Annotated in this window: 14 protein-coding genes; 8 read left to right on the top strand and 6 right to left on the bottom strand. The window is 71.6% G+C overall.

The window, feature by feature from the left end:
* The 3 genes from ABD151_RS02355 to pepN form a co-directional block, all read right to left on the bottom strand.
* Positions 1–943 (bottom strand): AAA family ATPase (locus tag ABD151_RS02355; protein ID WP_343990939.1); only part of this gene is annotated, 943 nt, incomplete at its 3' end.
* A gap of 1 nt (position 944) precedes the next feature.
* Positions 945–2,117 carry an exonuclease SbcCD subunit D gene (locus ABD151_RS02350; protein WP_343990937.1) on the bottom strand — a complete coding sequence of 391 codons (1,173 nt, stop codon included), beginning with the start codon at positions 2,115–2,117 and terminating at the stop codon, positions 945–947.
* Between the two features lie 9 nt (positions 2,118–2,126).
* Complete coding sequence (gene pepN, locus ABD151_RS02345; RefSeq protein ID WP_343990935.1) at positions 2,127–4,610, bottom strand: aminopeptidase N; 2,484 nt, start codon at positions 4,608–4,610, stop codon at positions 2,127–2,129.
* Positions 4,611–4,654: 44 nt separating this feature from the next.
* On the opposite strand from pepN, the gene ABD151_RS02340 reads away from it, so the two are divergent.
* Complete coding sequence (locus ABD151_RS02340) at positions 4,655–5,533, top strand: SDR family NAD(P)-dependent oxidoreductase (protein WP_343990933.1); 879 nt, start codon at positions 4,655–4,657, stop codon at positions 5,531–5,533.
* A gap of 2 nt (positions 5,534–5,535) precedes the next feature.
* Here the strand turns inward: ABD151_RS02340 and ABD151_RS02335 are convergent, their stop codons facing one another.
* Both ABD151_RS02335 and ABD151_RS02330 read right to left on the bottom strand, forming a co-directional pair.
* Entirely contained in the window at positions 5,536–6,270 is a 735-nt protein-coding gene (locus ABD151_RS02335; RefSeq protein ID WP_343990931.1) for a peptidylprolyl isomerase, read from the bottom strand.
* 343 nt (positions 6,271–6,613) lie between these two features.
* A complete protein-coding gene (locus ABD151_RS02330; RefSeq protein ID WP_343990929.1) occupies positions 6,614–7,258 on the bottom strand; it encodes a TetR/AcrR family transcriptional regulator in 645 nt (214 codons plus the stop codon).
* Positions 7,259–7,328: 70 nt separating this feature from the next.
* Here ABD151_RS02330 and ABD151_RS02325 point away from each other — a divergent pair, with 70 nt between their 5' ends.
* The 3 genes from ABD151_RS02325 (at position 7,329) to ABD151_RS02315 (ending at position 11,613) form a co-directional block, all read left to right on the top strand.
* Positions 7,329–10,268 (top strand): type II toxin-antitoxin system Rv0910 family toxin, encoded by a 2,940-nt coding sequence (locus ABD151_RS02325; protein WP_343990927.1) that lies wholly within the window; start codon positions 7,329–7,331, stop codon positions 10,266–10,268.
* A gap of 169 nt (positions 10,269–10,437) precedes the next feature.
* The gene (locus ABD151_RS02320) at positions 10,438–10,785 is read left to right on the top strand and encodes a VOC family protein (RefSeq protein WP_343990925.1); all 348 of its coding nucleotides are present in this window, start codon (positions 10,438–10,440) and stop codon (positions 10,783–10,785) included.
* A 12-nt stretch (positions 10,786–10,797) separates the two neighbouring features.
* On the top strand, positions 10,798–11,613 hold the full coding sequence (locus ABD151_RS02315) for an alpha/beta fold hydrolase (RefSeq protein WP_343990923.1): 816 nt from the start codon (positions 10,798–10,800) through the stop codon (positions 11,611–11,613).
* A 25-nt stretch (positions 11,614–11,638) separates the two neighbouring features.
* On the opposite strand, the gene ABD151_RS02310 is transcribed toward ABD151_RS02315, so the two are convergent.
* Entirely contained in the window at positions 11,639–12,985 is a 1,347-nt protein-coding gene (locus tag ABD151_RS02310) for a hypothetical protein (protein ID WP_343990921.1), read from the bottom strand.
* A 54-nt stretch (positions 12,986–13,039) separates the two neighbouring features.
* Here ABD151_RS02310 and ABD151_RS02305 point away from each other — a divergent pair, with 54 nt between their 5' ends.
* Genes ABD151_RS02305 through ABD151_RS02290 form a run of 4 tightly spaced genes read left to right on the top strand, consistent with a single transcriptional unit; the run spans position 13,040 to position 14,937 of the window.
* On the top strand, positions 13,040–13,543 hold the full coding sequence (locus ABD151_RS02305) for a GNAT family N-acetyltransferase (RefSeq protein WP_343990919.1): 504 nt from the start codon (positions 13,040–13,042) through the stop codon (positions 13,541–13,543).
* Positions 13,544–13,593: 50 nt separating this feature from the next.
* On the top strand, positions 13,594–13,959 hold the full coding sequence (locus ABD151_RS02300; protein ID WP_343990917.1) for a TA system antitoxin ParD family protein: 366 nt from the start codon (positions 13,594–13,596) through the stop codon (positions 13,957–13,959).
* Entirely contained in the window at positions 13,956–14,549 is a 594-nt protein-coding gene (locus ABD151_RS02295; RefSeq protein WP_343990915.1) for an ATPase, read from the top strand. The genes ABD151_RS02300 and ABD151_RS02295 overlap by 4 nt, the downstream gene beginning before the upstream one ends.
* A 4-nt stretch (positions 14,550–14,553) precedes the next feature.
* A complete protein-coding gene (locus ABD151_RS02290; RefSeq protein ID WP_343990913.1) occupies positions 14,554–14,937 on the top strand; it encodes a VOC family protein in 384 nt (127 codons plus the stop codon).
* The last annotated feature ends 31 nt before the right edge of the window (positions 14,938–14,968 follow it).

Genomic DNA, 14,968 nt, shown 5'->3' with positions numbered 1-14,968 from the left:
GCACCTGCGCGGCCCGCTGGGCGGCCGCTCGGAGGGCCAGCCGTTCTCGGTGCTCGCCGGCCTGCTGATCGAGCGCGGCGAGGGTCCTCTCGGCGCTACGCCCCAGGCCCTGGTGCGTGCCGAGGTCGCGGCCCGCGCTGAGGGTGGCCTCCGCCGCGACGCGGAGATGCGTCGCCACCGCAAGTGCCTCCTGGGCAGCCGCAGCACCCGTCGAGGCGGCCTCGGTCTGCTCGCTGAGCCACCCTTCGGCGTCGGCGAGATCCTCGGGCGCTGCGGCGTCGGCGGCCTCCTCGACCCGGCTGATCGCACGGATCAGGGCGGCCTCCTGGTCCGCGACGTCACGCTTGAGGGTGCGGGCGTGGTCGCGGAGCCAGCGCTCGATCTGCTCGAAGCGGTCGGTGGCGAAGAGGCGTTGCAGCAGCGCGTGCCGCTCGTCCGAGCGCGCCCGCAGGAAGCCCTGGAACTGCCCCTGGGGCAGCAGGGCGACCTGACAGAACTGCGCCATGTTCATGCCGAGCAGGCCCGTCACCAGGTGGCCGACCTCGTCGAGACGGTTGGAGAGTGGGGACCAGGCACCGTCGATGTGCTCGCTGCAGACCACGTGCGCCTGCTCGGTGGTGGTGCCGGTGCCACGCTTCTTCGGCCTGGTCCACATCGGTGAGCGCGCGAGGCGGAAGTGTCGCCCACGCACGGTCAGCTCGAGCTCCACCCGCGGCGCGACGCCGGGTGCTGCCTGATCGCTGCGCAGCCGCTTCGCGGAGCCGCGGTCGCCCGGCACGTCGCCGTAGAGCGCGAAGCAGACGGCGTCGAGGATCGACGTCTTGCCCGACCCGGTCGGTCCGCTGAGCAGGAAGAGGCCATCGGCGGCCAGGGTGTCGAAGTCGACGGTGACGGTGTCGGCGAAGGGGCCGAAGCCGGTGACGGTGAGGGAGTGCAGGCGCATCTCAGCCGGCCTCGCGGTCGAGGTCGCGATCATGGGTGCAGGCGTCGCAGGCCTCCTGGAGCAACGCCGCCTCGGCGTCGTCGGCAGGCACTCCACGCAGCTCGGCGATGAAGTCCAGGGTGATCTGGTGGTCGCTCACCCCCGCCCCCGGTCGCTGGCGGGCGCCGTCGCGCGGCATCGGGCCGCTGGGCGCGAAGGAGAGCTGCAGGGTGTGCGGGAAGCGCTGGCGCAGCTGCTCCATCGCCGCGTTCGGGCGGATCTGGTCGGTCAGCGTGATCGCGAGCCAGTCCTCGTGGTGGGCGTCGAGTGCGGGATCGGCCAGCAGCGCGGCCAGCTCGCCGGAGAGCTGGTGCAGCCGCCGGGGGACCGGGGCCTCGATGAACTCCGCACGCACCTGGCCCGTGCCGTCCAGGTCGACCAGCCACGAGCCCTTGAGGTGTCGGGCCTCCGAGAACGAGTAGGCCAGCGGCGAGCCGCTGTAGCGGACGCGGTCGGTCAACGTGGCCCGGCCGTGCAGATGGCCCAGCGCGACGTAGTCGATGCCATCGAAGAGGGCGGCGGGCGCGATGCTGACGCCGCCGACGCTGATGTCGCGCTCGGAGTCGCTGACCTCGGGCACCGTGGCAGCGACGTCGGCCACGAAGGCATGCGCCAGGACCACCGAGCGCGCCCCAGGGCGGGCTGCGAGGTCGGCATTGACCCGGCGCATCGCCTCGCCCAGGACCGCCTCATGGGAGCGCGCGGCGAGCGACCACGGCTCCCGGAGCAGATCCGGTTCGAGGTAGGGCAGCGCGTGGACGGCGACCGGGCCGTGGGCGTCCTCCACCATGACCGGGGTGCCGACTTCGGAGGCCCTGGTCCGCAGGTGGATGCCGGCCGCGTCGATCAGCTCCGAGCCGAAGCCGAGGCGCTGCGCGGAGTCATGGTTGCCGCTGCTGATCACCACGCGGGCGCCCGAGCGGGAGAGCCGCGTGAACGCCTCATTGGCGAGCTTGACGGCGTCCACCGGCGGCAGTGCCCGGTCGTAGACGTCGCCCGAGACGACGACCAGGTCGACCTTCTCCGCGGCGACCACCTCCAGCACATGGTCGACGAAGGCGCCCTGGTGGGTCAGCATTCCCTCGCGATGGAAGGAACGCCCCAGGTGCCAGTCGGAGGTGTGGAGGATGCGCATGCGGGAAACCTAGAGGGAGGCTCCGACACGAGGGGCGCCGTACTTCTCCACGACCGCGAGGCGGCGGCGAAGCTCGTCGGTGGCGTCGACCAGGCGACGCCGCACCGTGACGTCCAGGTCGCCGCTGGCGATCAACCCCTCGGCCTGCTCGGCGATCTGCGCGGAGAGCGGTGCGAGCGGGAAGAACGCCTCGACGACCTCGCCCAGCACCCATCCCGAGTGCACGCTCTGCAGCTCGGTGATCCGGGAGAAGTAGTCGTCGACGTAGGGCAGCGCGTGCGAGAGGTCGCTGCCCGCCCACATCCCGGCCCCGATCGCGGCCAGCTCGTAGTTGGTGGCCGGCTCCGCGCCGGTGAACCGCGCCCAGGCCCAGGCCTTCGCCTGATCGGTGTGCAGCGAGGCACGGGCACCGGCCCGTGACACGCCCGCCTGGGTCGAGGGGTCCTTGGCGAACTCGGCGTCGAGCCCGGCGAGAGCGATCGCGTCGAGGACCGCGAGCCGGTTGATGATCCGCCAGCGCACGGCCAGGTCGAGCTGGACGCCGTCCGGCAGGTCCTGGCCCTGGCGCCAGCGATGGAGCACCGCCGGGTCGCCGGCCGTCGCGATCGCGCCCTGGAGCGCGCCGAGCTGGAGGGTCGAGCCCGGCTCCGCAGAGTCGACGCGCTCCCGGAACGCCTCGTGCAGGCGCGCCGCCGCATCGTCCGGCTCCTGGGTCAGCGGCACGGCCTTGCCGCTCAGCCACGGAACCAGGGAGCGGAAGGCGTCGTCGACCTGCTCGGTGGGCAGGGTGACGACGGCGAGGTCGATCACCTGCGCGGGGGAGACCTCGGCGTTGTGCAGCGCGGAGCGGACGTTGTTCCACAGCCCGGCACGCACCTGCGGCTCGTTGGGGCCACCGCCACGCCCGATCAGGACGTCGATCGAGGCCGGGTCGGCGAGCGCCAGCACCCAGGTCTGCTCGTCCGGATCGACGACCAGCGCCTCCGCTGCCGGCACCGGGGTCTCCGCCTCGCTGACCTCGACGCTCTCGTGACGCCAGGTGTCGCCGTCCAGCAGGGCGACGCTCAGGGTGTGGCTGCGCGGGGGAGCGTCGGCATCGGCCGGAGTCAGGATCAGCGCGCGGAGAGCGGCGTCGTGCTGCAGGGTGTCCGGGCCCGCGGTCCGCAGCCAGCCCTCGGTGAAGGGGGTGAGGTCGCCGGCCCCGGCCCGCTCCCAGGCGCCGAACAGGTCGGCCATCGTGGCGTTGCCGAACCGGTGCCGGGTGAGGTGCTCGATCACGCCGCCGAAGAAGACGTCGTCGCCCAGCCGGGTGTTGAGCTGGCGCAGCACGCTGGAGCCCTTGGCGTAGGAGATCCCGTCGAAGTCCTGGAGAGCCGCGAGTGCGTCGGTCGCGCCATTGCCGGCGACCGGGTGCGTGCTGGGCCGCTGATCGGCGACCAGGCCCCACTGACGACGGGTCCACGCGTTGTGGATCCAGGCGTCGTCGAACTCGGTCACCTCGGCGGTGACCCGGTTGCCCAGGTACTCGGCGAACGACTCGTTGAGCCAGAGGTCGTCCCACCACCGCGGGGTGGTGATGTTGCCGAACCACTGGTGCGCCATCTCGTGCGCCACCGTGGTCGCGCGCTGGATCCGCTCGCCGCGGGTGACCTTGCTGGTGAAGATCAGCGGATCGCGGAAGGTGACGCAACCCGGGTTCTCCATCGCCCCGGCGTTGAACTCGGGGACGAACGCCTGGTGGTAGTTGCCGAACGGGTACCGGATCCCGAAGAGCCGATGGAACTCGTCGAAGCACTGCTTGGTGACCGTCAGCAGCTCCTCGGCGTCGGCGTCGAGGTACGGCGCGAGCGAGCGCCGGGCGCTCAGCGAGAGCGGGATGCCGTCGTGCTCGTCGTGGATCATGTGCCACGGCCCGGCGACCAGCGTGACGAAGTAGGTCGAGAGGGGCTGGGTGCTCTCGAACTCCCACACGCCCGGCTCCGCCTGGGTGCCGGGCGCATTGCCGATCACCGTCCAGTCTGTGGGCGCGAGGACGTGGAACGTGTAGGGCGCCTTGAGGTCGGGCTGGTCGAAGCAGGCGAAGATGCTCGGGGCGGCGTCCATGAAGGACATCCCGTAGACGTAGGGCCGGCGGTCGGCCGGGTCGACCGAGAGGTGCAGGCCCTCACCGTCGTTGCGGAACGCCATCACGGCGTCGACCACGATCTCGTGCTCGCCTGCGGTAAGGGTGAGGGGCAGGCGCCCCTGGCGGACCCGGTCGACGTCGACGTCGTCTCCGTCGAGCGTGATCGCCTTGATCGCCTCGGCCTTCAGGTCGAGGAAGGTGCTGCCCGCGCCGCTGGTGAAGCGGATCCGGGTACGGGAGTCGAAGCTCGCCGCGGCGCGTCGGAGGTCGAGGTGGACGTCGTAGTCGAGGCCGTCGATCAGCGAGCGCCGGGTCACGGCCTCGCTGAGCTGGAGAGCCAGTGCCGGTGCAGTATCGGGAGAAGCCACGAAACCACCCTAGTCGTGCTCGGCATCTGGCAGCCTTCTCCTCCGTGAGTGTGTTGCCCTTCCAGATCGGACGCCGTGTCGTCGTCACCGGAGCGACCAGCGGGCTGGGCCTGGAGCTGAGCAGAGCGTTCGCAGCGCTCGGTGCCGATGTGGCGCTGGCGGTGCGCAACCCGGCCAAGGGAGCGGAGGCGGCTGAGCGGATCAGGCGTACCGGCGTCTCCGGCACGGTAGCCGTCGCCGAGCTCGACCTCAGCGACCTCGCCTCGGTGCGAGCCTTCGCCGACCGCTCGCCGGGTTGTGAGGTGCTGGTGAACAACGCGGGGGTGATGGGCGTTCCGCAACAGCGCAGCGCCGACGGCTACGAGCTCCAGCTCGCCACCAACCACCTCGGTCACTTCGCCCTGACCAACCTGCTGCTGACCCGGATCACCGACCGGGTGGTCACCGTCGGCTCGGCGTCGCACCGTACCGGGCAGCTCGTCGTCGACGATCTGAGCTTCGAGCGACGTGACTACCACCCCTATGCGGCGTACTGCCAGTCCAAGCTCGCACAGCTCTCCTTCATGGGAGAGCTCGGCCGACGGCTGCGGGATGCCGCGAGCCCGGTCCGCTCGCTCGGCGCGCATCCTGGCTACACCGCGACGGGCATCCAGTCCGGGACCGGCAATCCGCTCTTCACCCGGGTGGCGGCGATCGGCAATGCGCTGGTCGGGATGCCGCCGTCGAAGGGCGCACGCTCGATCCTGGAGGCTGCGCTGCTCGACCTGCCGAGCGGCAGCTACCTCGGGCCGAGCGGGCCCGGCGAGCTGCTGGGCGCTCCGGCGCCGGCCCGCCTGGCCCCTCAAGCAGAGAGCCGTGAGCTCGCTCGGCTGCTCTGGGAGCGATCCGAGGAGCTCACGGCTGTGAGCTTTCCGCTGGGCTAGCGTCAGCCGACGGTCACCTTGGTGATGTCGACGGCGAGGTTCGGCTTGCCGGTGCCGTCGCCGATGGAGTCGTCGTTGCCCTTGGCCACGACCTTCTCCAGGGCCTTGATGCCGGCGGTCTCGAAGGTTCCGAAGACCGTGTAGCTGGCGGGCAGGCCGGTGTCGCCGATCACCAGGAAGAACTGGGAGCCGTTGGTGTCCGGGCCTGCGTTGGCCATGGCGATGGTGCCGGCCGGGTAGGTCTCGCTGCCGTCGAGCTCATCGGCGTAGGAGTAGCCCGGGCCGCCGGCGCCGGTGGCGCTCGGGTCGCCGCACTGGAGCAGCTTGAAGCCCTCCTGGACCGCGAGGCGGTGGCAGGTGGTGTCGTCGTAGTAGCCCTGCTCGGCCAGCGAGACGAAGGAGTTGACCGTGCAGGGCGCCTTGTCGGCGTCGAGGGTGATCGCGAGGTCGCCGACCGTGGTGGCGATGGTCGCCTTCACCTTGCCGGTGCGGGTGGGCTCAGCCGGCGGCGCGTCGGCCTCCTTGGCGGGCGCGGAGCCGTCGGTCGGGTACGAGCACGCGCCGGCTGCGGTGGCGCTTCCGGTCGCCGTCCCGGCGTCGGCGGAGGGAGAGCCGGACTCCGTGGTCTGGGAGCTGTCGTCCTTGGCCGAGGTGTCCTTGTCGTCGGAGTCGTCCGAGCAGGCGGCGAGGGTGAGCAGGGAGACGGCGGCGAGTGCGGCCAGAGATCGCTTGAGCATGGGGAGGATCGTAGCCAGCCGACCTGAGTCGCGTTCACAGGAACGACGAAGGGCCCCCGTGCGGGGGCCCTTCGTGAAATCGGTAGCTGTGGCTCAAGCCGCGATGGGCGTGCTCGCTGCATGCGCGAGGGGGACCCAGTGCGCGACCAGGCGCTCCTCACCGTCGGGCTGAATCTCCACGGTCCAGTGCATCTCCACGTCACTCACCTGCCTCTCTAGGTTCACGATCTGTTCACCTATCGTTCACTTTAGCGCAGAAGTGGGGGAACTTCAGCATTTCCGACGGAGTTTTGCGGCGCTCAGGGAGCGGAGGCCGCCGTTCCAGCCAGGGAGGTGGAGCGAATCAGCCGAAGAGGGTGTCGGCGTCCAGCTCGGTGAAGAGCACGCGGAGCGCCCGCTTCCAGCGCTCGACGGCGACGGCACGCCCGGTCGCCGTGGCGGTGCGGTGCGGGTCGCTCAGCAGCGTGGTCATGGCGAGGCCGGTCAGCACGTCGATGGTGAACTCGACCAGCACCGGCGTCCGCTCGTCGCTGTGCTCCGGGCCGAGCACCCCGACGAAAAGGGCTCCGGTTGCTGCCAGCAGGCGCCGCTCGTGGGGGAGTAGGGCGGCCCGCAGCGCCGCATCGGTGCGGGCCGCCACCCAGAGCTCGAGAGCGGCGAGGAATGCCGGACTGCCCAGGTCCAGCCAGACCAGGTCGACCAGGGCGTCGAGGCGATCCGTGCCCGGCGCCAGGGCGGCTGCGGCCTCCCGGGTGCGCGCCAGTCGCTCCTCGACGACGTGCGCCGTGGCCGCGACCATCAGGTCCGCCTTGGTCGGGAAGTGGTGCTGCACGGTGCCTCGACCCGCGCCGGAGCGCTGCTGCACCTCGGTGATGCTGGTCGCCGCATAGCCGTTCTCGAGCAGCGCCTCGACCGCCGCGCGCAACAGCCGGGCCCGGGTGCCCTGGCTGCGCTCGCTCTGACTGCGGCGCTCCGATCTCGCTGACACCCCGCCAGCCTAGCGCGTTTCCAGTACGCTCGTACGGTAAGTGTCGGTTGGCTCCCTGGAAGGCTTCCCCATGAACCTGCGCAAGACCCTCGGCTCCGTCGTCGGCACGGCCCGGTGGGCGGCCAGCAACCCGGGAGCGATCGCCGACATCGCGTTGGGCGTGGTGCGCCGCGACGAGGCGGCTGCCGCGCCTGCGACCAGCGGTGGGGGAGCCGAGCGGACCGCGCCGCCGGAGCTGGCCGGCTATGAGCGGACGGTCAGCGTCAGCGCGACCACCGAATGTCCGGCGGGGGAGGTCCGCACCTTGGTCGGCGACCTGAGCCTGCTGCCGCGCTGGATGAGCATCCACGCCGGCTGGCGAGGCCAACCGCCGGCCGTGGCGGTCGCCGGAGCGAGCCTGACCGAGCAGATCAAGATCATGGGCGTCCCGGCCGAGATCCGCTGGCGGGTGAGCACGGCGACGGAGCATCGGATCGGGCTCGAGGGCACCGGCCCGATGGGCCTCACCATGGGCCTGTGGTTCTCGATCCTGCCGACCGGCTCCGGCGCCACCGTCTGGATCGACGCCGGGATGGGAGGCGATCCGCTGCGCGGGCCGATGGGCGGCACCATCGCCCGTACCGTCCGCGACGAGATGGAGCGCTCGCTCGCCGCCCTGCTCACCCTGGTCGACGACGGCGTGCGCGGCGTCCAGGCCCCTGCCCACGGCCCGGTGCTCCACCAGGCCAGCGGGCGGGAGCTGCCCGCGAACACGCCTGTCATCGTGGGCGTCGGCCAGGTCGTCCAGCATGAGCCCGACGTGACCCATGAGCCCGCCGACCTGGCAGCCGAGGCGCTGCGCCGGGCTCAGGTCGACGCCGGCGTGCCCGGTCTGCTGGCCGCGGCCGATGGGATCTACGCCGTCGCCAGCACCTCGTGGTCCTACCGCGATCTCGGCGCCGCCGTCGCCTCCGCGCTGCGGATCACCCCGAAGGAGACGGTGCAGTCGGCGCGGTTCGGCGGCGACTCTGGCCAGCTGCTGATCAACGCGGCCGGCCAGGCCATCGCCGACGGCACTGCGTCGGTGGTCCTGGTCTGCGGTGCCGAGACCGGCAACAGCCTGGCGGCCGCACAGCGGCGCGGCGATACCCCGCCGTGGAGCGAACAGGGCCCCGAGGTGGCCCCGAGCCGGGTGCTCGGCAGCGAGAAGGAGGCCAACAACGAGGCGGAGAGCCTGGCCGGACTGATGGCGCCGATCTACGTCTACGGCCTGCTGGAGACGGCCCTGCGGCACAAGCTCGGACGCTCCAAGGCGGAGCACCAGCAGGCGATCACCGGCCTGTGGTCGCGGCTGTCGCGGGTCGCCGCCACGAACCGCTACGCCTGGCGGCCCGAGGAGGTCGCGGCCGAGGAGCTGGCGAGGACCGACGCCGACAACCGGATGATCTCGAGCCCGTACCCCAAGCTGCTCTGCGCCAATCTGCAGGTCGACCAGGCGAGCGGGGTCATCGTCACCGACGTCGGCACCGCGGAGGCGCTCGGCGTGCCGCAGGAGAAGTGGGTCTTCCTGCATGCCGGCGCGGCCGCGCATGACGAGTGGTTCGTCAGCGAGCGCGGCGATCTGGCCGCCTCGCCCGCCATCCACGCCATCGGGCAGGCGGCACTGGAGCACGCCGGGGTGCGCATCGACGACGTCGCGCACGTCGACCTCTACTCCTGCTTCCCGGTCGCGGTGCAGGTGGCGGCGGCCGAGATCGGTCTGCCGCTGGACGATCCGGCCCGTCCGCTGTCACTGACCGGCGGGCTGACCTTCGGCGGGGGTCCGGGGAACAACTACGGCGGACACGCCGTCGCGACCCTGGTTGCGCGGCTGCGGGAGAGCCCGGGGGAGTTCGGGCTCTCGACCTCGCTGGGCTGGTACCTGACCAAGCACGCGATCGGCGTCTACTCGACGACGCCGCCCGAGCGGCCCTACCGGGCGTTGACGCCGGTGCCCGAGCCGGTGCCCGCCCGCCGGGCGCTGGCCGACGTGGCAGGGCCCGCGGTGGTCGAGTCCTACACCGTGCAGTACGACCGTGAGGGAGCGCCGGAGGCGGCGATCGTCAGCGCGATCACCGAGGCCGGCGACCGGGCGCTGTTGCGCACCCGTGACCCGGAGCTGGTCTCCCGATTCGTCGACGACGACCCGCTGGGCTGGCGGATCGAGGTCGCCGACGTCAGCTCGTTCGGGTTCCTGGACGAGGAGCGCCACCCGGTGCCGGCCGCTCCGGAGATGCCGGTCCTGGTGGACCGCCGCGGGCCGTTGTGGGTGATCACCCTGAACCGGCCGCATCGCCGCAACGCCATCGACCACCCGACTGCCCAGCTGCTGGAGAGGATCGTCGACGCCTTCGAGGGCGACGACACTGCCCGGGTCGCGATCCTGACCGGTGCCGGCGGCACCTTCTCGGCGGGAATGGACCTCAAGGCAGCCGCCGCCGGTCAGTTCCCACTCACCGAACGCCGTGGCCCACTGGGGATCACGGCGGCGCCGATCAGCAAGCCGGTGATCGCCGCCGTCGAGGGGCATGCGCTCGCGGGCGGATGCGAGCTGGCGCTGGTGGCCGACCTGGTGGTGGCCTCGACCGAGTCCTGGTTCGGGCTCCCCGAGGCCAAGCGTGGCCTGGTGGCCGCCGCCGGCGGGGTGATGCGGATGGCGCAACGGCTGCCTCGCAACGTGGCGATGGAGCTGGCGTTGACGGGCGATCCGATGCCCGCGGCGCGGATGGCCGAGCTCGGCCTGGTCAACCGGCTCGCCGAGCCGGGGACGGTGTTGGACGCGGCGATCGCGCTTGCCGAGGAGGTGCTGGCCAACGCACCGCTGTCGCTGGAGATCAGCAAGCGGATCATCGAGGCGGCCCCGGACTGGAGCGCGGAGGAGGGGTTCGCGTTGCAGTCCGAGATGGCCGGAGCCGCGCTCTTCTCCGAGGACGCCGCCGAAGGCGTGGCGGCGTTCGCCGAGGGCCGCGCGCCGGTGTGGAAGGGGCGCTAGCGGGGCCCGAAGAGACCAGCAGGTGATCTCGGGTACGGGGGTACCGAGATCACCCACTGGCGCTGAGCGCAGGACAGGCGGGCCTGACCCCGCTCCCTCCATCATGCTCCGCTTCGCGGGGGATTTCGAGGCCCTGGCCCGGATTTCTGGGGCGCTCTAGGCTCGGCGCATGATCCCCATCAGCTACGTCGAGCTGACCGTGCTCGACCTCGTCTCAGCCAAGGCCTTCTACGCAGCGGCGTTCGACTGGACGTTCAACGACTACGGGCCCGGCTATGCCGGGATCCGATCGGCCGACGGCGACACGGAGGTGGGTGGACTGGCGCTCGGGGACGTCGTCACGCCGGGCGGGCCGCTGGTCCTGCTGGAGGCCGACGACCTCGCCGCGACCCGTCATGCCATCGAGACGGCCGGGGGCGTGGCGCACGAGCTGATCGCCTATCCCGGAGGGCAGCGCTTCGAGTTCACCGACCCGAGTGGCAACCGGCTCGGCGTCTTCCGCAGCGCCCACGACTGAGTGACGCCCGCGGTGGACGCTGCGAACCTGCATTGGGCCCGGCCGCCGGGCCGAGGCGGGTCGCGCACCGGGGCGCTGGTGCTCGCGGGGTCCAGCGGCCGTCTCGATGTGGGGCGCGCGGAGTTCCTGGCGGGAGCCGGCGTCACCGCGTTGGCGCTGCGCTGGTTCGGCGGGCCGGGGCAGCCGCCCGTTCCCTGCGAGGTGCCGCTGGAGACCTTCACCGACGCGGTCGACCTGATGGCGCGGGAGTGCGAACGGGTGGTCGTCATCGGGCTCTCCTACGGCGCCGAGGCCGCACTCCTGACGGCGGTCCGCGAGCCCCGGGTCACGGGCGTGGTGGCGTTGGCGCCGACCGACGTCGCGTGGGAGGGCCAGCACCTGCGGGACGACGATCCGCCCCGCAGCAAGTGGACCTGGCAGGGGCGACCGGTGCCGTTCGTGCCGCTGGACCGGGAGTGGCAGCCCGGCCCGTCGCCGTCGTTCGCCGAGCTGTACGCATGCAGCCGCAACCGCGCTGATCCGGCGACCCTGGCCGCCGCCACGATCCCGGTCGAGCGGATCGAGGGGCCGGTGCTGTTGGTCGTGGGTGGAGACGACCGGGTGTGGCCCAGTTCCGTTGCCGCGCGAGCGATCGCGGACCGTCGGGCCCGCTACGGCAGGGCGACGACCGTGGTCCGTGATCCGCGTGCGGGCCATCCGGTGGTCCTGCCCGGGGAGGACGTGCCGGATCTCGCCCGGAGCTATCAGGTGGGCGGCGACGATGGCGCTCCCCAGCGGTTGGGCGCGCAGGCCTGGCCGTTGATCCGGGACGTGCTCGGCCTCGGTTGAGCGGCCGGGCTCACAGCAGCCGAGCTCACAGCAACCGATAGGTGCCGCGGTGGTCGCTGAGGAAGACCCATCCGTGCGGCGTGCGCCAGAGATAGCTGGCAGGCCCGATCTGCCAGGTGCGGTATCCGGCGAAGGTCTTCCACCGGTGGTGGGTGCGCCCCAGCGGGCCCGAGTTGTGGGTGCCGGTCTGGGGCGGCGGATCGCCCGGGGGCGCGTCGGTGAAGGGAACCACGTGGTCGTAGTCGACGTGACGAGAGGTGGACCTCGCCCAGGGCCAGTAGTCGCCTCCGCTGCGGAGGTGGACCCGCTCCTTGAGCGACACCGGATGCTCGTAGGCGGTGTAGGCGACGGCATCGTGCAGGTCGATCACCGGCTTGATGGTGACCTTCGCGCCGCGGAGCAGACCGTGGAGCTGGCCCAGAGTGCGCGGACCGATGGCGTCCTCGCCGCGCACGACGCCGGCACGGCCGGCGAGGGCCGCCTCGTGGAGGTGCAGGTAGAGGACGGCCTTCGGGGCCAGCTTGCTCCAGTCGACTCCGCGGAGCCGGTCGAGCAGGCGCTCGGGGAACGCGATCGCACGGTTCGGCTCCTCGGGAGAGCCGTCCTGGGTGCTGTCGATGGGCAGATCGCCGGCCGGCGTGACCTCCTCGGCCAGCAGGGCCAGCAGCTCGGCAGGCCGGGCCAGGTAGCCCAGTGCGATGGCGCGGAGCTCGTCGGCGTCCGCGTGCTCGTGCTGCGGCGTGATGATCTCGGCGACCCGGGAGACCGTGGCGTCGATCCAGACGGCGTCGGCGGCCTCGATCCGCGCGATCAGGGTGCGCAGTCCGTGCTCGTCGGTGCGACCGATCGCCAGGTAGCGGCGTCGTCGCTCGGCTTCGACCCGCGCCTCGTACGCGGCCACGTCTGCCTCGATGACCTTGGCGGCGGCGACGTCCAGGATCCGGCCCGGGCTCTCATGCCCGAGCATCCGGGCGACGGCGGCGTCGACCACCGGTACGGCGTCGGCCCCGAGCGCCCGGGACAGGCGCGCGACCTTGCAGGCGACCCACGGCTCCACCTTGCCGGCGCGGACCATCACCCAGCATCGGGGGAGCCGGTGCTGGAGGTCGAGGACGTCGGCCAGCGTGTTGCGGGTCGCGACGTCACCTGCCTCGCGTGCCAGCGCGATCTCCCCGAGGCAGTGCTCGCGGACCAGGGGAGTGCCCTCGCCGCCGACCTGCACCATGCCGCCGGCTGCGTCGTCGGAATGGATCGCCGCCCATTGGGCCAGGAGCTCCATCTCCGCAACCTGATCCAGGCGGCGTCGCACCAGCGCCTCGCTCGAGGCACGCAGCACCGCCGCGGCGTCGAGGTCACTGGGGGTCGTGGTCATGATCGCGACGCTAGGACGAGCCTCCGACACAACCCCTCCACGTAGGTTGGAGCCATGACCGGACTGCTGCGCGAGCTGACCGCTGAGGACCTGCCGGTGCTGACCGGCGACGATGCGGGCTACGACCACTTCGGGCCACGAGCCGCGCGAACGACGGTGCCGCCCGGCGATCTCAACCAGAACGGCGGGTTCGGCGTGCTGGCGCCGGGCGGTCAGCTGGTTGGCAACGTGAGCTGGGTGTGGCAGCGGTGGGGGCCCAACGAGCAGTCCCGCAATCCGATGATCGGGATCTGGCTGAGCCCGGCAGCGCGGGGGCGCGGCCTCGGCACCCAGGCTCAACGCACCTTGGTGGACCTGTTCTTCCGGCACACCACCGTCAATCGGGTGGAGGCGCACACCGATGTCGGCAACGTCGCCGAGCAGCGGGCACTGGAGCGCGCGGGCTTCGCCCAGGACGGCACGATCCGCGGTGCGCAGTGGCGCGACGGCGCGTACCGTGACGGCTACCTGTACTCGATCCTGCGCAGCGACTGGGCGGCCGAGCAGAGTCCTTCCTGACGGCGTAGCAGGTTGCTACACTGATCTCAGCAGATGATCAGGAGGTCGCGATGTCGTCACCCACGATGCCCACACGCTTCGATGCCAGTCTCTTCGAGGCTGCGAAGGTGGCCGGCGGCCGCAGCCACCGCAGCGCAGCACAGCAGCTCGCCCACTGGGCCCGGCTCGGGCAGGAGCTCGAGGCATCCGGTGCGATCTCGACCCGCGATGTGGAGCGCGCGCTCGCCGGGCAGATCGGCTACGACGAGCTGGGGGAGCGCGACCAAGCCGCCGTGCGCACTGCATGGAGCGAGGAGATGGACACGCGCATCGACAACCTCGATCTCCGCGCGATCTTCGCCGAGCAGGGTCGTATGTCGCACGCCGTCGCTGATCCCGACGGCACCGTACGCCGCGTTCCGAACGCCTCGGAGTGACGACGCCCGTCCTGCACCTGCTCGCAGGCTCGAACGGCTCCGGCAAGACCACGCTCGCGCAACAGGTCCTCCTTCCTCTCACCCACCTGCCGTTCGTCAACGCCGACCTGATCGCGGAGCACCTCTGGCCCGGTGACCGCGACGCCCAGGCCAGGGGAGCGCTCGAGGTCTCCCAGCTCGCTGCCGAGCGACGCGACTTCCTGCTGCGCCGCCGCGCCTCCTTCGTGACCGAAACGGTGTTCAGCCACGCCAGCAAGGTCGCCCTCGTCAGGCAGGCCCAGGATCTTGGCTATGCCGTCACGCTGCACGTCGTGATGATCCCCGAGGACCTGGCCGTGGCACGCGTCTCCGACCGCGTGGACGCCGGCGGTCATCAGGTGCCTGAGCAGAAGATTCGGGCACGCTACCGGAGGGTCTTTCCCTTAGTCGCGCAGGCATTGCGGGCGACTGATCGGGGAGTCGTCTATGACAACTCCAGCCTGGATGAGCCGTTTCGACGCGTCGCGCGCCTCCAGTACGGCCAGGTGGTGGGTGATCCGCAGTGGCCCTCTTGGACACCTGCGGCCATCGCCCGACTGCGCCTAGGGTGAGCACATGTCGACGTTGCGTGAGGTCCAGGTCACCTTCGACTGTGCGGAGCCGGAGGTCGTGGCGCGGTTCTGGGCCGAGGTGCTCGGGTATGAGCAGGCGCCGCCGGACGACGGCACCTGGAGCGCCTGCACCGACCCGACGGGCAAGGGTCCACGTCTGTACTTCCAGCGGGTGCCGGAGGGCAAGGTGGTCAAGAACCGCGTGCATCTGGACGTGCGGGCCGGCACAGGGCTGGTCGGCGCCGAGCGGCTCGCAGCGCTCGAGGCGGAGCGCGACCGGCTGATCCCGCTGGGCGCCCAACAACAGCAGATCCTCTACGCCGACGAGGAGAACGAGTCCTGCATCGTGATGCTGGACGTCGAGGGCAACGAGTTCTGCCTCGACTGAGGGATGTCGATGAATCGGCGGGCCGCCGCCG

Source organism: Nocardioides dubius, assembly GCF_039528155.1.
In the GTDB taxonomy this organism is placed as follows: domain Bacteria; phylum Actinomycetota; class Actinomycetes; order Propionibacteriales; family Nocardioidaceae; genus Nocardioides; species Nocardioides dubius.
This window is presented reverse-complemented; position numbering and strand designations above follow the sequence as displayed.

What these genes read in the sequence shown, in the direction of transcription:
- ABD151_RS02350 (WP_343990937.1), bottom strand. Translation starts at nt 2,117, where the DNA reads ATGCGCATCCTCCACACCTCCGACTGGCACCTGGGGCGTTCCTTCCAT.
- ABD151_RS02335 (WP_343990931.1), bottom strand. Translation starts at nt 6,270, where the DNA reads ATGCTCAAGCGATCTCTGGCCGCACTCGCCGCCGTCTCCCTGCTCACC.
- ABD151_RS02325 (WP_343990927.1), top strand. Translation starts at nt 7,329, where the DNA reads ATGAACCTGCGCAAGACCCTCGGCTCCGTCGTCGGCACGGCCCGGTGG.
- ABD151_RS02320 (WP_343990925.1), top strand. Translation starts at nt 10,438, where the DNA reads ATGATCCCCATCAGCTACGTCGAGCTGACCGTGCTCGACCTCGTCTCA.
- ABD151_RS02310 (WP_343990921.1), bottom strand. Translation starts at nt 12,985, where the DNA reads ATGACCACGACCCCCAGTGACCTCGACGCCGCGGCGGTGCTGCGTGCC.
- ABD151_RS02305 (WP_343990919.1), top strand. Translation starts at nt 13,040, where the DNA reads ATGACCGGACTGCTGCGCGAGCTGACCGCTGAGGACCTGCCGGTGCTG.
- ABD151_RS02300 (WP_343990917.1), top strand. Translation starts at nt 13,594, where the DNA reads ATGTCGTCACCCACGATGCCCACACGCTTCGATGCCAGTCTCTTCGAG.
- ABD151_RS02290 (WP_343990913.1), top strand. Translation starts at nt 14,554, where the DNA reads ATGTCGACGTTGCGTGAGGTCCAGGTCACCTTCGACTGTGCGGAGCCG.